Annotated in this window: 15 protein-coding genes, 1 tRNA gene, 1 other RNA gene and 1 pseudogene; 11 read left to right on the top strand and 7 right to left on the bottom strand. The window is 64.1% G+C overall.

Features of this window, described 5'->3' with window-relative positions:
• Positions 1–5: 5 nt before the first annotated feature.
• Entirely contained in the window at positions 6–1295 is a 1290-nt protein-coding gene (locus ACFWO3_RS17210) for an aminotransferase class I/II-fold pyridoxal phosphate-dependent enzyme (RefSeq protein WP_378579906.1), read from the bottom strand.
• 47 nt (positions 1296–1342) lie between these two features.
• Positions 1343–1437, bottom strand: an RNA gene (gene ffs, locus ACFWO3_RS17205) — signal recognition particle sRNA small type.
• A gap of 136 nt (positions 1438–1573) precedes the next feature.
• Here ffs and ACFWO3_RS17200 point away from each other — a divergent pair.
• The 3 genes from ACFWO3_RS17200 (at position 1574) to ACFWO3_RS17190 (ending at position 2984) form a co-directional block, all read left to right on the top strand.
• Positions 1574–2062, top strand: a complete 489-nt coding sequence (locus tag ACFWO3_RS17200; RefSeq protein WP_378579904.1) for a hypothetical protein — start codon at positions 1574–1576, stop codon at positions 2060–2062.
• A gap of 59 nt (positions 2063–2121) precedes the next feature.
• Positions 2122–2209: transfer RNA gene (locus tag ACFWO3_RS17195), tRNA-Ser, on the top strand.
• A 166-nt stretch (positions 2210–2375) separates the two neighbouring features.
• A complete protein-coding gene (locus ACFWO3_RS17190; protein ID WP_378579902.1) occupies positions 2376–2984 on the top strand; it encodes a YoaK family protein in 609 nt (202 codons plus the stop codon).
• A 30-nt stretch (positions 2985–3014) separates the two neighbouring features.
• Here the strand turns inward: ACFWO3_RS17190 and ACFWO3_RS17185 are convergent, their stop codons facing one another.
• Positions 3015–3521 (bottom strand): hypothetical protein, encoded by a 507-nt coding sequence (locus ACFWO3_RS17185; protein WP_378579901.1) that lies wholly within the window; start codon positions 3519–3521, stop codon positions 3015–3017.
• Positions 3522–3615: 94 nt separating this feature from the next.
• Between ACFWO3_RS17185 and ACFWO3_RS17180 the strand changes: the two genes are divergently transcribed.
• From ACFWO3_RS17180 to ACFWO3_RS17170, 3 genes and pseudogenes are all read left to right on the top strand, one after another.
• Positions 3616–4425, top strand: coding sequence for a helix-turn-helix domain-containing protein (locus tag ACFWO3_RS17180; protein WP_378579899.1), 810 nt, complete (start codon positions 3616–3618; stop codon positions 4423–4425).
• Positions 4413–4976: a TIGR03086 family metal-binding protein gene (locus ACFWO3_RS17175; RefSeq protein ID WP_378580087.1), complete on the top strand. Its 564-nt coding sequence runs from the start codon at positions 4413–4415 to the stop codon at positions 4974–4976. The genes ACFWO3_RS17180 and ACFWO3_RS17175 overlap by 13 nt, the downstream gene beginning before the upstream one ends.
• A gap of 19 nt (positions 4977–4995) precedes the next feature.
• Positions 4996–6528, top strand: a pseudogene (locus tag ACFWO3_RS17170) (metallophosphatase).
• On the opposite strand, the gene ACFWO3_RS17165 reads toward ACFWO3_RS17170, so the two are convergent.
• Positions 6447–7064, bottom strand: a complete 618-nt coding sequence (locus ACFWO3_RS17165) for a TetR/AcrR family transcriptional regulator (RefSeq protein ID WP_378579897.1) — start codon at positions 7062–7064, stop codon at positions 6447–6449. The pseudogene ACFWO3_RS17170 and the gene ACFWO3_RS17165 sit on opposite strands and share 82 nt — an antisense overlap.
• An 87-nt stretch (positions 7065–7151) precedes the next feature.
• Between ACFWO3_RS17165 and ACFWO3_RS17160 the strand changes: the two genes are divergently transcribed.
• From ACFWO3_RS17160 to gluQRS, 3 genes are read left to right on the top strand one after another with little or no spacing between them, the layout of a single operon-like run.
• Positions 7152–7820: a lysophospholipid acyltransferase family protein gene (locus tag ACFWO3_RS17160; RefSeq protein ID WP_378579895.1), complete on the top strand. Its 669-nt coding sequence runs from the start codon at positions 7152–7154 to the stop codon at positions 7818–7820.
• A 50-nt stretch (positions 7821–7870) separates the two neighbouring features.
• On the top strand, positions 7871–8479 hold the full coding sequence (locus ACFWO3_RS17155; RefSeq protein ID WP_378579893.1) for a TetR/AcrR family transcriptional regulator: 609 nt from the start codon (positions 7871–7873) through the stop codon (positions 8477–8479).
• 15 nt (positions 8480–8494) lie between these two features.
• Positions 8495–9382: a tRNA glutamyl-Q(34) synthetase GluQRS gene (gene gluQRS / locus ACFWO3_RS17150; protein WP_378579891.1), complete on the top strand. Its 888-nt coding sequence runs from the start codon at positions 8495–8497 to the stop codon at positions 9380–9382.
• Between the two features lie 3 nt (positions 9383–9385).
• Here gluQRS and ACFWO3_RS17145 read toward each other — a convergent pair whose 3' ends face one another.
• Positions 9386–9958, bottom strand: coding sequence for a DUF4190 domain-containing protein (locus tag ACFWO3_RS17145; protein ID WP_378579889.1), 573 nt, complete (start codon positions 9956–9958; stop codon positions 9386–9388).
• Positions 9959–10142: 184 nt separating this feature from the next.
• Between ACFWO3_RS17145 and ACFWO3_RS17140 the strand changes: the two genes are divergently transcribed.
• Positions 10143–10643, top strand: coding sequence for a VOC family protein (locus ACFWO3_RS17140; RefSeq protein WP_378579887.1), 501 nt, complete (start codon positions 10143–10145; stop codon positions 10641–10643).
• A 42-nt stretch (positions 10644–10685) separates the two neighbouring features.
• Positions 10686–10898: a VOC family protein gene (locus tag ACFWO3_RS17135; protein ID WP_378579885.1), complete on the top strand. Its 213-nt coding sequence runs from the start codon at positions 10686–10688 to the stop codon at positions 10896–10898.
• Positions 10899–10910: 12 nt separating this feature from the next.
• Here ACFWO3_RS17135 and ACFWO3_RS17130 read toward each other — a convergent pair whose 3' ends face one another.
• Together ACFWO3_RS17130 and ACFWO3_RS17125 are read right to left on the bottom strand one after the other, a co-directional pair.
• Positions 10911–12140 carry a cutinase family protein gene (locus tag ACFWO3_RS17130; RefSeq protein ID WP_378579883.1) on the bottom strand — a complete coding sequence of 410 codons (1230 nt, stop codon included), beginning with the start codon at positions 12138–12140 and terminating at the stop codon, positions 10911–10913.
• Between the two features lie 133 nt (positions 12141–12273).
• Positions 12274–13278, bottom strand: coding sequence for a GTP-binding protein (locus ACFWO3_RS17125; protein WP_378579881.1), 1005 nt, complete (start codon positions 13276–13278; stop codon positions 12274–12276).
• Positions 13279–13378 lie beyond the last annotated feature (100 nt).

The following is a 13378-nucleotide window of genomic DNA, read 5'->3' as shown; positions in this document are numbered from 1 at the left end:
GGAAGTCAGGAACGCAGCGCAGATTCCGTCGCGGCCAGCAGAACACAGGTAGCGACACCGTTCATCGCCTTCTCGAGTTCTTCCTCCGTCGGGAAGCTCGGGGCGATGCGAATGTTCCTGTCGTCCGGATCGGTCTTGTACGGGAAGGCCGATCCGGCGCCGGTGAGCAGAATTCCGGCTTCCTTGGCCAGCTCGATAACTCGCTTGGCCGTGCCTTCCACGACGTCGAGGCTGATGAAGTAGCCGCCTTTGGGCTCGGTCCACGACGCGACCTTCGACGCACCCAGCCGGTCCTCGAGAATCCTCAGGACCAAGGCGAACTTGGGGGCCAGAAGTTCGCGATGCTTCTCCATGTGCGCACGCACACCATCCGCATCCTTGAAGAAACGCAGGTGACGCAGCTGGTTGAGCTTGTCGGGGCCGATGCTCTTCTTGCCGAGATGGCTTTGGTACCACGCCAAGTTGGACTCGGAAGCACCGAAGAAGCTGACGCCCGCGCCCGCGAACGTGACCTTGGACGTCGACGCGAACACGTACGGACGGTTCGGGTGACCGGCTTCGGCAGCCATCCCGAGAACATCCAGAGCGGGAGCGGTCTCGCCGACCAGAGGGTGTACGGCGTAGGCGTTGTCCCAGAACAAACGAAAATCGGGGGCCGCAGTCGGCATGGTCGCCAGCGCGCGGGTGACCTCTTCGGAGAAGACTGCACCGGTCGGGTTCGAGTACGTCGGCACTGCCCACAGACCCTTGATCTGCGGGTCGGAGGCAACGAGTTCCTCGATCATGTGCACATCGGGCCCGTCCGGGTTCATCGGGACGGTGATCATCTCGATGCCGAAGGATTCCGTGATCGCGAAGTGCCGGTCGTAGCCCGGAGCCGGGCACAGGAACTTGACCTTTTCTTCCTTGGACCACTGCTGCGACGAGTCCGGGTTGCCGTGCAGAAGTGAGAAGACGACGAGATCGTGCATGATCTCGAGGCTCGCGTTGTTGCCGGCCAGCAGGTTCTCGACCGGAATGCCGAGGATCTCACCGAAGATCGCACGCAATTCCGGAAGACCGGTCAATCCGCCGTAGTTGCGGCAGTCGGTTCCGTTGCCGTCGCGGTAATCGCCGTCACCCGGCAGCGACAGAAGGTCGGCGGACAGATCCAGCTGTTCCGGCGACGGCTTGCCTCGCGTCAGATCCAACGTCAGCTTCTCGGCGAGCAGTTGCGTGAAGTTCGCAGTCTGGTGCTCGTGCTCGGAGAGCAGTTCGTCGTGGCTCATCAAACCGATCTGGGTTTGGCTAGGCATTCCGTAGCGGCCTTTCACCGACCTGACGGAGTCGGGTATGCGAGAAAATAAGGGGACCCCGCGCACCCGGCAGAGCCCATTGACCCTTGCTGCCTTCCGGCCCTGGGGGAGTTCACAGGATGCGCGCCGCGCGGGATCCACCACAGAGTGTAGACGGAACCGGGACGAGCTTGCGACGCACCCCACCGCCGCTGCATCACCCGCGCCACTTCGGCCGAGCACGCGACCGGGCAGTGCTAACGTCGCCCCGCATCACTGCTCAGGATACGGGGATCCACATGAACTTTGGAAAGATTTTGCAGGTAGCGGCATCGGTCGGGTTGGTTGCTGCGGCCACGGCCTGCGGCGGCGATGCCGACGCAGACGGGCCACAACCGGCAGCATGGGACACCACCGATCCCTGCACGCTCGTGGCGTCGGACACGATCGAGAGCCTCGTCACCGACGCCGGCGAGGGCGTACCGACCGATTCGACAGACCGGCGCAGCTGCCTCTGGGGCAAGCCCGAGCTGATGAACACCGTGGCCGTCACCGTCGCAGCTCTCCCCCAGTCCACCAAGCCCCTACGCACCCTCGAGGTCGGCGAGATGACGGGCACCGTGCTGGCCGAGACCAAATACCAGTGCATTCTCGAACTGGAAACCGACTCGGGCGTGCTTTCCGTGGAAGCGAAATTCGGACTCGACGCCGCACTGAATCCCGACATGTCCTGCGACCGGGTGGCCCCACTGTCCGAGCAGGCAACCAAAAAGCTCGCCTGGGCCTGAAAGCCCGGCCGAGCTGCCCGTTTAACGGTCAGGCGGAGCTATTGGGTATGCTCGCCCACGGAGGATTCGCCTAGTGGCCTATGGCGCTCGCCTGGAACGCGGGTTGGGTTAACGCCCTCAGGGGTTCAAATCCCCTATCCTCCGCCACAGGGAACCCCCGATCGAAATCGATCGGGGGTTCCTTTGTTTTCGTCCTTCCACCCCCGCCTCCCGACGAATGTGACACCCGTTCACCTGAACCGAACCGGTGTGACATTCGTCGGGAGACTGGGCTGGATAACGTCTGTCGCGATGATCGGATACAGCAGACATCGTGGCATTGGCGGTTGCCCTGTCCGGCCTGGCCGGGTTCGTCGATGCGCTGGGGTTCATCACCCTCGGCGGCTTCTTCGTGTCGTTCATGAGTGGAAACCTGACGCGGTTCAGCGTCGGCTTCGCTGACGGTGCCTGGGCGCATGTTGCGACGGCAGGCGGGGTGATCCTCACTTTCGTCGTCGGGGTCGTACTCGGCGCGGTCGTCGGACATCGTTTCGATCACGACCGCCGCAGCCGCAAGTTTGCGATGCTGACGACCGTTTCCGTCCTTCTGAACGTGGGTTCGATCGCAGCGAGCACCGGCATGACAGCGATTGGTGTAGGTGCCATGGTCCCGGCGATGGGGGCGGAGAATGGTCTTCCAGCGCGACGGCGAAGTCACCATCGGCCTCACCTACATGACAAGGCGCTGGTGAAGATGGGGCAACGCTTGGCGGGGGCGTTCAAGGGTGGACCGAGGTGGACGTGGTTGCGCTACTTTGCGCTCGTCGTCGGGCTCGTTGCCGGTGCGGCGATCGGTGCACTCGCTGTGTGTGCTGTGGCTCTGAGCGTCGAAGTGAAGGTGCTACCCGCCCAGCCCAATGTCACACCGGCCCGCCCCAACTGAACGTGTGTGACATTCGTCGGGGTTGGGGGGTCAGGCCGGGGGTTCCAGGATCGGGTTGCCCACCGGATCGAGGACCCACCACACACTGTCCAGGTCCTGGCCTTGGACGTCCCCTGGGTTCTCGTCGTCCGCAAACCGGTACAGGGGACGGCCGTTGACGGTCACCTGGAAGGCGTTGCCCGCGGCGGGAATCGTTGCGATCGCCGCGTCGACACCGTCGACCTGCGGAGATTGCGACTCGGTGGTGACCGGTTCCCAGGAGTCGAGGCAACTGCCCTCGCACGAGCTGAGACCTGAATCGACCTCGTCCTTGTCGTACACGTAGACGGTCATTCCGCTGTCGTCGACGACGATGTCGCCGAGACTGGTGGCGCCCAGTCCGAGGGCTGCTTCGTCCGCGGGCGCGGGCATCGACGTGGCCGTGGTCTCCGAAGGTCCGTCACTGCTCGGGTAGTCCTCGTCCACCGAGTCGTATGCGCAGCTGGAAATCGCCAACGTCGTGGCCGCCACTGCGGCCAACGCCCAATTTCTGGTCATGACATTCCTGTCCGATCGATCGAGCGCAGCGGCCCCGGACGACCGGCTGCTCCAGTTTCACTTTCATGTCGGCGCCCGTGACTAGGCTTTCTGTATGGCCTGGTACACGCCGACCGCCGCCGCCCCCGATCTCGCCGACGTGCTGGTGTGCGGCTGGAACGCGGAGATCGAAGGGGAACACCTCTTGGTGCCCGACGGATGTATGGATGTGCTGTGGATTCGCGGCGTGGGCATCCGGGTGTGCGGTCCCGAAACCACCGCGTGGTCCTTCACTCTGCCGCCCGGCACGGCGTCCGTCGGGATCCGCTTCCGCCCCGGCGCCGCCACTCACCTCCTCCGCACCTCCGCCGCGGATGTTCGCAACATCCGGGTCGACCTCGGAGACGTTCTCGGTTCCCGCTGCGATCGCGCATTGACCGACCGAATCGAGAATGCCCACAATCCGGCCGAACGAATCATTGCGTTCGAGGGAGCCGTGCGTGGCTGGCGTGCGCGAGCAGGTGCCACCGATCACCTCGTCGACAATGTTCGCGGAGCGCTTGCCCAGCGACCCTGGGGCGTCGCGGCCCTCGCCGATGCCACCTCGGTCACCGAACGCACGCTGCAGCGCCGATGCAACGAGGCGTTCGGTTACAGCCCGGCGACCCTGCGCAGCATCCTCCGACTACAACGCTTCATGTCCTTGGCGCGTGGCACCGCGGGCGCAGGCCTCGCAGAACTGGCTCACGCGGCAGGTTTCAGCGATCAGGCCCATCTGTCCCGCGAGTGCCGAAGAATTGCCACCCTCACGCCCAGCGACCTACTGGCCGGGCAGGCCCCCGACTGGCATGGCGGCTACTCGGTCGTCGATGTCGGAAACGTTCAAGCCGAACACTCCCCGTTCGCGAAAGAATCAGCAGCATGACGACAACACCGCATGCCGATCACTACCGAGACCTCGCCGGGAAGTTCACCTCCCGAATCGAGGCCGTTCCTGCAGACAAGTGGGAGAACCCGTCACCGTGTGAGGGGTGGACGGCGCGCGACGTCGTCCGTCACGTCATCGACACCCAACGCGACATCGTCGGCGTCGTCGACCTCGTACTCGACGAAGGGCCGTCCGTCGACACCGATCCGCTGGGAGCTTGGAACACGACGCGGGAGTCGATGCAGAAGATCCTGGACGCCCCTGATCTCGGTGGTCGCGAGTACGACGGCCACTTCGGGCGCACCACCCTTGCTGCGACCGTCGACGGCTTTCACTGTTTCGACCTCGTGGTGCACGGCTGGGACCTGGCCCGCGCCGTCGGGACCGACGAGACGATCCCGACGGCCGACCTGCAATGGGTGGACTCGGTGGCAACCTCGCTCGGCGAGAACCTCCGAATGTCCGGGGTGTGCGGTCCGGCCGTTTCCGCTCCCGAGAACGCGGACGCCCAGACTCGACTTCTCGCTCACCTGGGCCGTGCCGTCTGATCCGTAATAGCCTCTGAGTATGTCGCAGCCCAGGCACATCGTTCTGCTCGCGATAGGCCTCGTCGTGTTCGCTTCCTCCGGTGTGCAAGCGCAGCCTCGGCCCGGTGGTGGTGCCGTCGGACTTCCGGCGCTGGGATTGACGGCGTCCACACCGGTCGAATCGGCAACGATGTTCTCCGGTTCGAGTTCGGATCCTGTGCCTGCAGCGCGCGAAGGAACCGGCGAGACCGACATCGAGGACTCGGTCACCACCGAGTTCGACAAGTTTCCCTACCTACGTTACGACGTTCGATTCCCTTCGGGGACAGCAGATCCGACGCTGACGTGGCAGGGGAACTCCGTCAACCTGAACGACCTCGCCATGCATGTGTGGGACGAGACGACACAGTCGTGGGGCCATCCGGTCGGCGTCGCGCTGCCGACGACACCCAACGGCCCGATCACCCTGTCGACCACATTGGACGGGCCGGTGGAGACGGCGTCCGTGCTGGTCGTCGACAGTCCCCGCCGAGACGACACGTTCCGGCGGCACAACTCGGCGCCCGATCAGCGTTTCGCCGACCCCTCGTACGACTTTGCGTTGCAACACTTCACCGACACTCAGTACGTCTCTCGAGGGACAATCCCGGGGTGTTCGATGCGATGACGCAATGGACGGCGGTCAATGCCGCGCAGCGAAAGATCGCCTACGCCATGCACACCGGCGACGTGATCCAGAGCTGGATAAGTCCCGGACGCCCCCCGCAGCAAGCACGGACCGAGTTCGAGGCCGCGGACGAAGCAATGGCGATCCTCGAAAGGGCCGGCGTTCCGCATGGAGTGCTCCCGGGAAACCACGACAACATCTGGAACGCGGCAGGGCGGCTCGTTCCCGGCCTCGCACGAAGAGAATCACGCGCTGTTCAACGAGTTCTTCGGACCCCAGCGTTACCGCGACCGTCCGTGGTGGGGCGATTCCGTCAGCGACTCCGACAATTCTGCCCACTACGACCTGATCGACGCTGCCGGTGCGAAATTCCTGATGCTCCACATCGGGTACAACCCACCCGAACACGTGATGCGGTGGGCCGAGGAGGTACTCGCGGCGCATCCGGATCGCAACGTCATGATCGGCAGTCACTATTACCTCGACGAGTCGGGTGCACTTCGCATGTCCGGTTTCGGTGACCTGGGGGGAAGTTCCGGACAGCAGATATGGAATCGGCTCGTGGAGCCGTTCGAGTCGGTGTTTCTCGTCCTGTCGGGCCACGTGGACGGGCAGGTGACAGTCACGGACCGACAGATCGGGAACACCGACCGCCAGGTGGTCGAATTACTCGCCGATTATCAGAACTTTCGGGTGGACGGACGCCGAGAGACCGGGTTCCAACGGCTGCTGCAGTTCGACATCGACGGCGGTTCGCTTGCCGTGACGACACATTCGCCCGCACTGGACAGTTTCCGTGTCGAGGATTTCGATCCGCAGCGCCGCTACGGGCCCGAGGACGGTGACTTCGTCGTCGATGTCGAGTTGCGCGCCGACGTGCCTCGCGCCGTGATCCCGGCAAGGTGAGTGGCCACGATCCTGGCCGCGACGCGGTCGGTGTCGACCCCCTCCGCGACGATGTCCAGAGCCCTCGTACCGGCGAGCGTGGCGAGCCCGTGCAGGTTGGTCCATAGTTCGATCGCTGCCGATTGCGGGTCTTCGGCGTCGCGGAGCATGCCCACCAACAGCGCGAAGAGCGGGCGGGAGTGATCACGCAAGTCGTTTCCCGAGCCTTCGAGCAGATCGTGACGAAACATGAGCTCGAACAACGACCGTCGGCGAATGCCGAAGTCCGTGTAGATCCGGGCGATTCGTTCGAGTTGTCGATCGACGGGCAGTGTGTCGTCCACCTGCCCGATCTGTTGCGCCAATTCTCCGAATCCGCGTGCGGCCACTTCGGACAACAGCGATTCGAGCGTCGGAAAGTATCGCCTCGGCGCACCGTGTGACACGCCTGCACGCCGGGTGACCGCGCGCAGACCCACCGCCTCGATGCCGCCTTCCATCAACAGTTCCATGGCACAGACCACCAGCTGCTCGCGGAGCCCACTCTTCACCACCATGTCTTCACCACCATGCCTTCATCTGGTAGACAGTGTCTACCATGGTGGTGTCGGAACTCCACCGGGAGAACGAACGGGAGGACGTGGATGTGGTACTGGATCTTCAAGTACGTCCTGATCGGACCGATCCTGCGACTGTTCGGACGCCCGAGCATCACTGGGGCCGAACATATTCCACGAAGGGGACCCGTCATACTCGCGAGCAACCATCTGACGGTGGTCGACTCGTTCTTTCTGATCCTCATGGTTCGCCGCCGGATCACCTTCGTCGCCAAGAGCGAATACTTCACGCAACCGGGCGCACTGGGCCGCGCGAAGAAGTGGTTCTTCACAGCGGCGGGGCAGGTCCCCATCGACCGAAATGGAGGCGACGCCGCGGCGGGCGCACTAGCCACCGCTCGCGCAATCCTCGAGAAAGGGAGGGTGTGGGGCATCTATCCGGAGGGAACCCGCTCCCCGGACGGCCGTTTACACAAGGGCAAGACCGGCATCGCGCGCGTTGCCCTCGCCACCGGTGCCGTGGTGATCCCCGTGTCGATGCACGGGACCAGCAAGGTCAATCCGATCGGAAGCAGGATGTGGCGATTCGGCAAAGTGTTCATTCGAGTCGGCGAACCGCTCGATTTCAGCCGTTTCGCACCCCTCGCCGAGAACCGGAACGTGGTGCGCGCGGCAACCGACGAACTGATGCAGAATTTGCTGACGCTTAGCGGGCAGGAATACGTCGATACCTACGCCACGAGCCACACGTCGTAGCCGACGCCCCGCGACTGCGTCACATTCCGTACGCATGTACTGTGCCTCGAATGCGAGAGCGCCGATACTCCTCCACGAGTCCCGACCGACTGGCCGCGGCACTGTTCGACGTGGCGGCCGAGTCCGGGCTCGAGAACGCCAGCGTCCGTGAGGTCGCGAAGCGTGCGGGAGTGTCGATCGGCGCTGTACAGCACCACTTTTCGACCAAAGACGACATGTTCGCCTTCGCCCTCCGCAAGTTCGTGGACGAACTGTTGTCACGACTGGCCGCGGTCCAGGAGGACGAAGCCCCGTCCCGCGCTCTGTTCGCAGCGCTCTCCCAGTTACTTCCTCTCGACGACGCACGCTCCCGTGAGGCACACGTCATCACGGCGTTCGCGGTGCGCGCCGCCACATCGCCCACGCTCGCGGAGATTCGGCGCAAAACCCTGTTCACCATCCGCACCGGCATCTCGGCGGTTCTCATCGGAATCGGAACCCCCGAAGCCGAGACGCGCGCTGCCCTCCTTCTCGCGACGGTGGACGGTCTCGCACTCGATGCGATCGGAAGTCCCGCGCTCTACCCACCCGAGTACCTGCAGCATGTCCTCGAGACGCAGATTCGGCTTACCCTAACCGGTACGGATGCACACCGATCCGAGATCGAGCTCGCAAGCTGACAGAGAGGTAGGGCCGTGACAGGTGCAGGCAGGTTCGCGCCCAGCCCTTCCGGCGACCTTCACCTCGGAAATCTGCGAACTGCCCTGCTCGCGTGGTTGTTTGCCCGTTCCACCGATCGACGCTTTCTGGTGCGGGCCGAGGATCTCGACCGGGTGCGAGAAGGTTCCCGGCAACGTCAGCTCGACGATCTCGCCGCTCTGGGCTTGAACTGGGACGGCGACGTACTCGACCAATCCGCGCGGCTCGAGTACTACGAGGATGCGATCACTCGACTGCGGGCATCCGGCCATACATACGAGTGCTTCTGCACGCGTAGGGAAATACTGAGCGCACCCTCGGCACCGCACGCACCCGACGGCGCCTACCCGGGGACGTGCCGCACACTGACCGAATCGCAGCGCCGGGAGAAAGCCCGCACCAGGCCTGCGGCTTTGCGGCTCCGGTCGGACACCTCGATGTTCACCGTCTCCGACGTTCTGCACGGCGAGTACACCGGCGCAGTGGACGATTTCGTACTTCGGCGGGGTGATGGCACTCCTGCCTACAACCTCGCGGTCGTGGTCGATGACGGCGCGCAGGGCATCGATCAGGTCGTGCGGGGCGACGATCTGCTGACGTCCGCTCCGCGCCAGGCGTACCTGTCGGTTCTGCTCGATCTGCCGGTCCCCCGATACGCACACGTCCCGTTGGCGCTCAATGCAGAAGGCAAACGCCTCGCGAAACGTGACGGGGCAGTCACGCTCACGGACCAGAAATCGCTTGGCAGGACGCCGATGCAGGTCCTGGCTGTGCTCGCCGAATCATTGAACATGTGCAGGGCCGACGAACCTGTGGACCTGTTGACGCTTCTCGAGAGATTCGACCCACGAACACTGCCCCGGCAGCCGTGGACGTTCAGCTAGGGATCATACCGAGGACGATGCCGCGAGCACGATGATGAACACGACGTATGCGATGAGCAGCACAAGTGCGATTCCGCCCACGATGATACTCGCGAGCGCCATTCCTCGACCTTGCTCACCGGACTGTTTGATCTGACCGAGCGCCACGAAACCGAGAATCGGTCCGACGAGAAACCCGATACCGCAGGCAAAGAAGCCGCCGGCCAAGGTGGTGATCAATGCGGCGATCGCCAGCCCGTTCGTCCCGGGATTCTGCTGGTAGCCGTACGGGTTCGGCTGCCCGTACGGACCGACACCGTAGGGCTGACCGTACTGACCCGGCTGACCGTACTGACCCGGCTGACCGTACTGACCCGGCTGGCCATATTGCCCGGTAGGGGGCATCTGCGGGGGAACCGGCGGATATCCGTATGGGGGCTGTTGATTCGGAACACTCTCTGTGGGCGCCGAGTACGTCGCCTGGCCACTTTCGGAAACACCGTATCCGTCACGCGGGAGAGGCGGAATCTCACCGTAAGTGGGGCCGTCCTGCCCCTCGTAACGGTTGTTGTCGTCGAATCCCCCGGTATTGGTCACGATTACCAGCCTAATCGTCGCGCCATCACGCTGATCGAGCGGGATCGCATGTCACGAACGAAGAACGCTACCGAACCAGGATAGTTCGACTTGCGGCGGCGAATTCATCCAGCACTCTGTCGGACGGCAGGACTACCCTCCACGGTGATCGACGACCTTAACGTCCAACCGGAACGAGGGAACCATGAAGATCACTGAACCGCAGCTCGGTGCCCCCTGCTGGGCTGAACTCGGCACCACGGACATCTCAGCTGCCGGGGCGTTCTACGGGGCACTGCTCGGCTGGACGCCGGGCGAGCCGGACCCGGAGGCCGGTGGCTACACGATGATGAGTCTCGGCGACGACGCGGTGGCCGCGGCCACCCCGCTCTACCAGGAGGGCCAACCGGTCGCCTGGACCGCATCCATCGCCGTCGCAGACGTCGATGCCACGGTCGCGAAGGCCAAAGCTGCCGGCGGGTCGGTGCTCGCCGAGCCGATGGATGTATTCGAACTCGGCCGGTTCGCGGTCCTTGCGGACCCGACCGGTGCCGTCTTATCCCTGTGGCAGGCCAGGCAGTTCGCCGGTGCCGCCCGGTTGAACGAGACCGGCGCGCTGTGCTGGATCGAACTGCGCACCCGCGACACCGCCTCCGCACAGTCGTTCTACACCGACGTTTTCGGGTGGACGGTCAACGCAGGCTAGGGCTACACCCAATTCGGCATCGACGGTCAGGACTTCGCCGGAATGATGGCGATGGGCGCCGACTTCCCGGAGGAGATCCCGCCGCACTGGGCGCTCTACTTCGGTGTAGACGACGTGGATGCCTCCGCAGCGAAGGCCACCGAACTCGGCGGTGCCGTACATGTCCCCGGCACCGACATCCCCGGCACGGGTCGGTTCGCCGTCCTTACCGACCCGCAGGGTGGAGCGTTCGCGATCTTCACCCCCGAAGGCTGATCTCAGCCGCGACTACTTCTGTTCCCTGGCCAGGTCGATCAGCCATGCCATCAGCTGATCGACCTCTTGGGTTCCGGGAGCGAATGGGTTTTGAACCCAGTACAGGGTGTGCTGGGCGTACCCGAACAGGATGTACGGCTTGATCACCAGGTCGAAGATGTCGCGATTGTCTTCGACGAACCCCGCGCCCTCCTCCTCGAGCTTGGCGCGCACTACCTCGGCGCCCGGGCCGAGGGCCCACGTCACCGCGTCCGACCGTTGCTGCGGCGTCAGGTGCACCTCGTCGACCTCGTAGGTTCGGTCCGACACCTTGCGCAGCACGTCCAACAGAGACTCGTCGGACTCGATCCACTCGGGGTGACTGACGATGTACCCGACGGTGCGCGCCGCCATCGATGTCAGTGCGCGGTCCGTATCGGAGATCGTCATTCCCGGGTTGAGCACGTGGTACCGGGACTGTCCGAGCACACCCAACGCCAGGTCGAGCAGCGCAATCTCGCGGGGTGAATCGCAAGCGACGTCCAGTGGGCGGCACGCCTGGGTGACTTTGTCTTTCAGCAAGCCGTAGTCGATCGGTTCGGACGACATGAACCCGCCACCGGCAGGCCCGGGCTTGCCCATCGAATCACTGCCTGCCGGACGGTAGGGATTGCCTACCAGCGCCACGCCGACGACGTCGTCCGCCGATACCAGTGCGGACTTGCCGCGGGAACCGATGTCCTGCGTCACCCGGGACGCAACCTCCGAGCCGATGCTGTTGCCGACCAACGCGAACTTGGTCTTGTCACCACAGCGCGTCTTGGTGTCGTCGAGGATGCGATTCATGGAGGTGATGCCGTAGGCCACGGAATCCTGATACGAAGGCACCGGCGTGAGCAGTCCCAGGCCATAGGTGGCGGGGTACGGGACGTATGCCCAACCGACCGTTCCGGGCTCGTTCTTCAACGCCAATCCGGTCGGCACGGTGAGCCGCCCGAGCGCGTTGCCCACGATCGCGGTGTTGTTCTCGACGAACGGATCCCGATCGACGCCGGAGTCGTCCCCTCCCGCGATGCCGACGACAAGCAGGTCCGGGCAATCGGCTACGAAGTTTGCCGGATGCGGAGCCTTACCCACCGGGTCGGTCGAGCCGGTGCCGGTCGAGCCGGTGGACGGCACAGCAGAAGCCGCGAACGGCGATATCAGTGATGCGGCCACGATCGCAACTCCGGCGGTGGCGGCGACGACGCGCGCACGAAACATGAATTCCCCTTGAACGCACGACAAGTCGCGCCCACAACGGGCGCGAATCGGCTGGATGACAGTCTTGGAGCAACACCATACCGTGGAGCCTGCACACCGTCGATTCGAACCAGTTTCGCTCTGCAGGCCCATCTCAGCCGTACTCGTGCCAGCGAGGAAACGGATCCGTGAGGCGATCCCAGAAGGCGGGGCCGGCCCGCAGTTCGTCGTCGCGCAAGGCGCACGCATCGAGAACGTCGATCAACCCCGATCGATCGAGCTGGACTCCGATGAACGCGATATCTTGCCCAACCGCCAGGAGTTCCTCGTCGACTCCGTCTCTGGCAAGCGGTTCGAAGGAAATCACCCCGCCTACTTGGCTCCATTGTGCTGTGACGCCGTGCCGGGTGGCGAAGTGGCAGAATCCTGCCGATCGGATCACCCGCCCGCACCGATGTTCTTCGAACAGACCGTGCAGAGCGCGAGCGAGGCGATGTGGATGCAGTGGCCGCACCTGTTCATACCGGAGTGACGAAATCGTGGTCGGGGTGGATTCGGTCGAGGCGAACGCGCCGAACGGACAACTGCTCTCCAACTCGCCGTTGAGGATTCGCACCCACCCCGGATTCTCGGTTACGCCCTCACGGTAAACTCGGCGATCCCCATCGAACAGGTTCGTACCGGAGCTGTCGATCCGGATAGTCGCCGTCGGAGACAAGTGACTCAGCATAGACAGCAGTGAAGTGAGCTCCTGTCTCGGAAGATCTTCCCAATTCACCACAGCCAGCACGGACGCATACTCGATCTGCCCCACCGTCACCAAGGCTCGCGACGAGAACCCGGCCGGCGCAGCATCTGTGAGGTCGGATCGAATACTGACCGCATCCACCACGGTGACTACCGTGGCCACGTCGACCTCGTCGCCGGGCAGGTATTCGGAGGCGGCAAATTCACTGATCAACTCTGGCGGCAGGCAGTAGTCCGGGCACTCGATGACGAGCCCTCCCGGATGCGCAGCATGCGTTCGGACGAAGGAGGCGGCGGCCTGGGCGACGTCGGCGTCGTGCGCTCGTCCTGGAGTCGACAGAACAGGCCGGTCGGCGCTTCGGCGGATCGCCGAGACGAGCCGACGTCTCGTGGGGCCGCTGACTCCAAACACCAAATGCAGCGGAGTGCATTCGACCATAGGCCGCCCCTTCCGCTCGGTGATTGTATGACTACGATACGATATCGACAATCATTTCCAATAGCTGCGTCGG

The organism is Rhodococcus sp. NPDC058521 (assembly GCF_042719695.1).
Lineage (GTDB): Bacteria > Actinomycetota > Actinomycetes > Mycobacteriales > Mycobacteriaceae > Rhodococcus_F.
The sequence above is the reverse complement of the archived record's forward strand: the minus strand, read 5'-3'. Positions and strand labels throughout refer to the sequence as shown.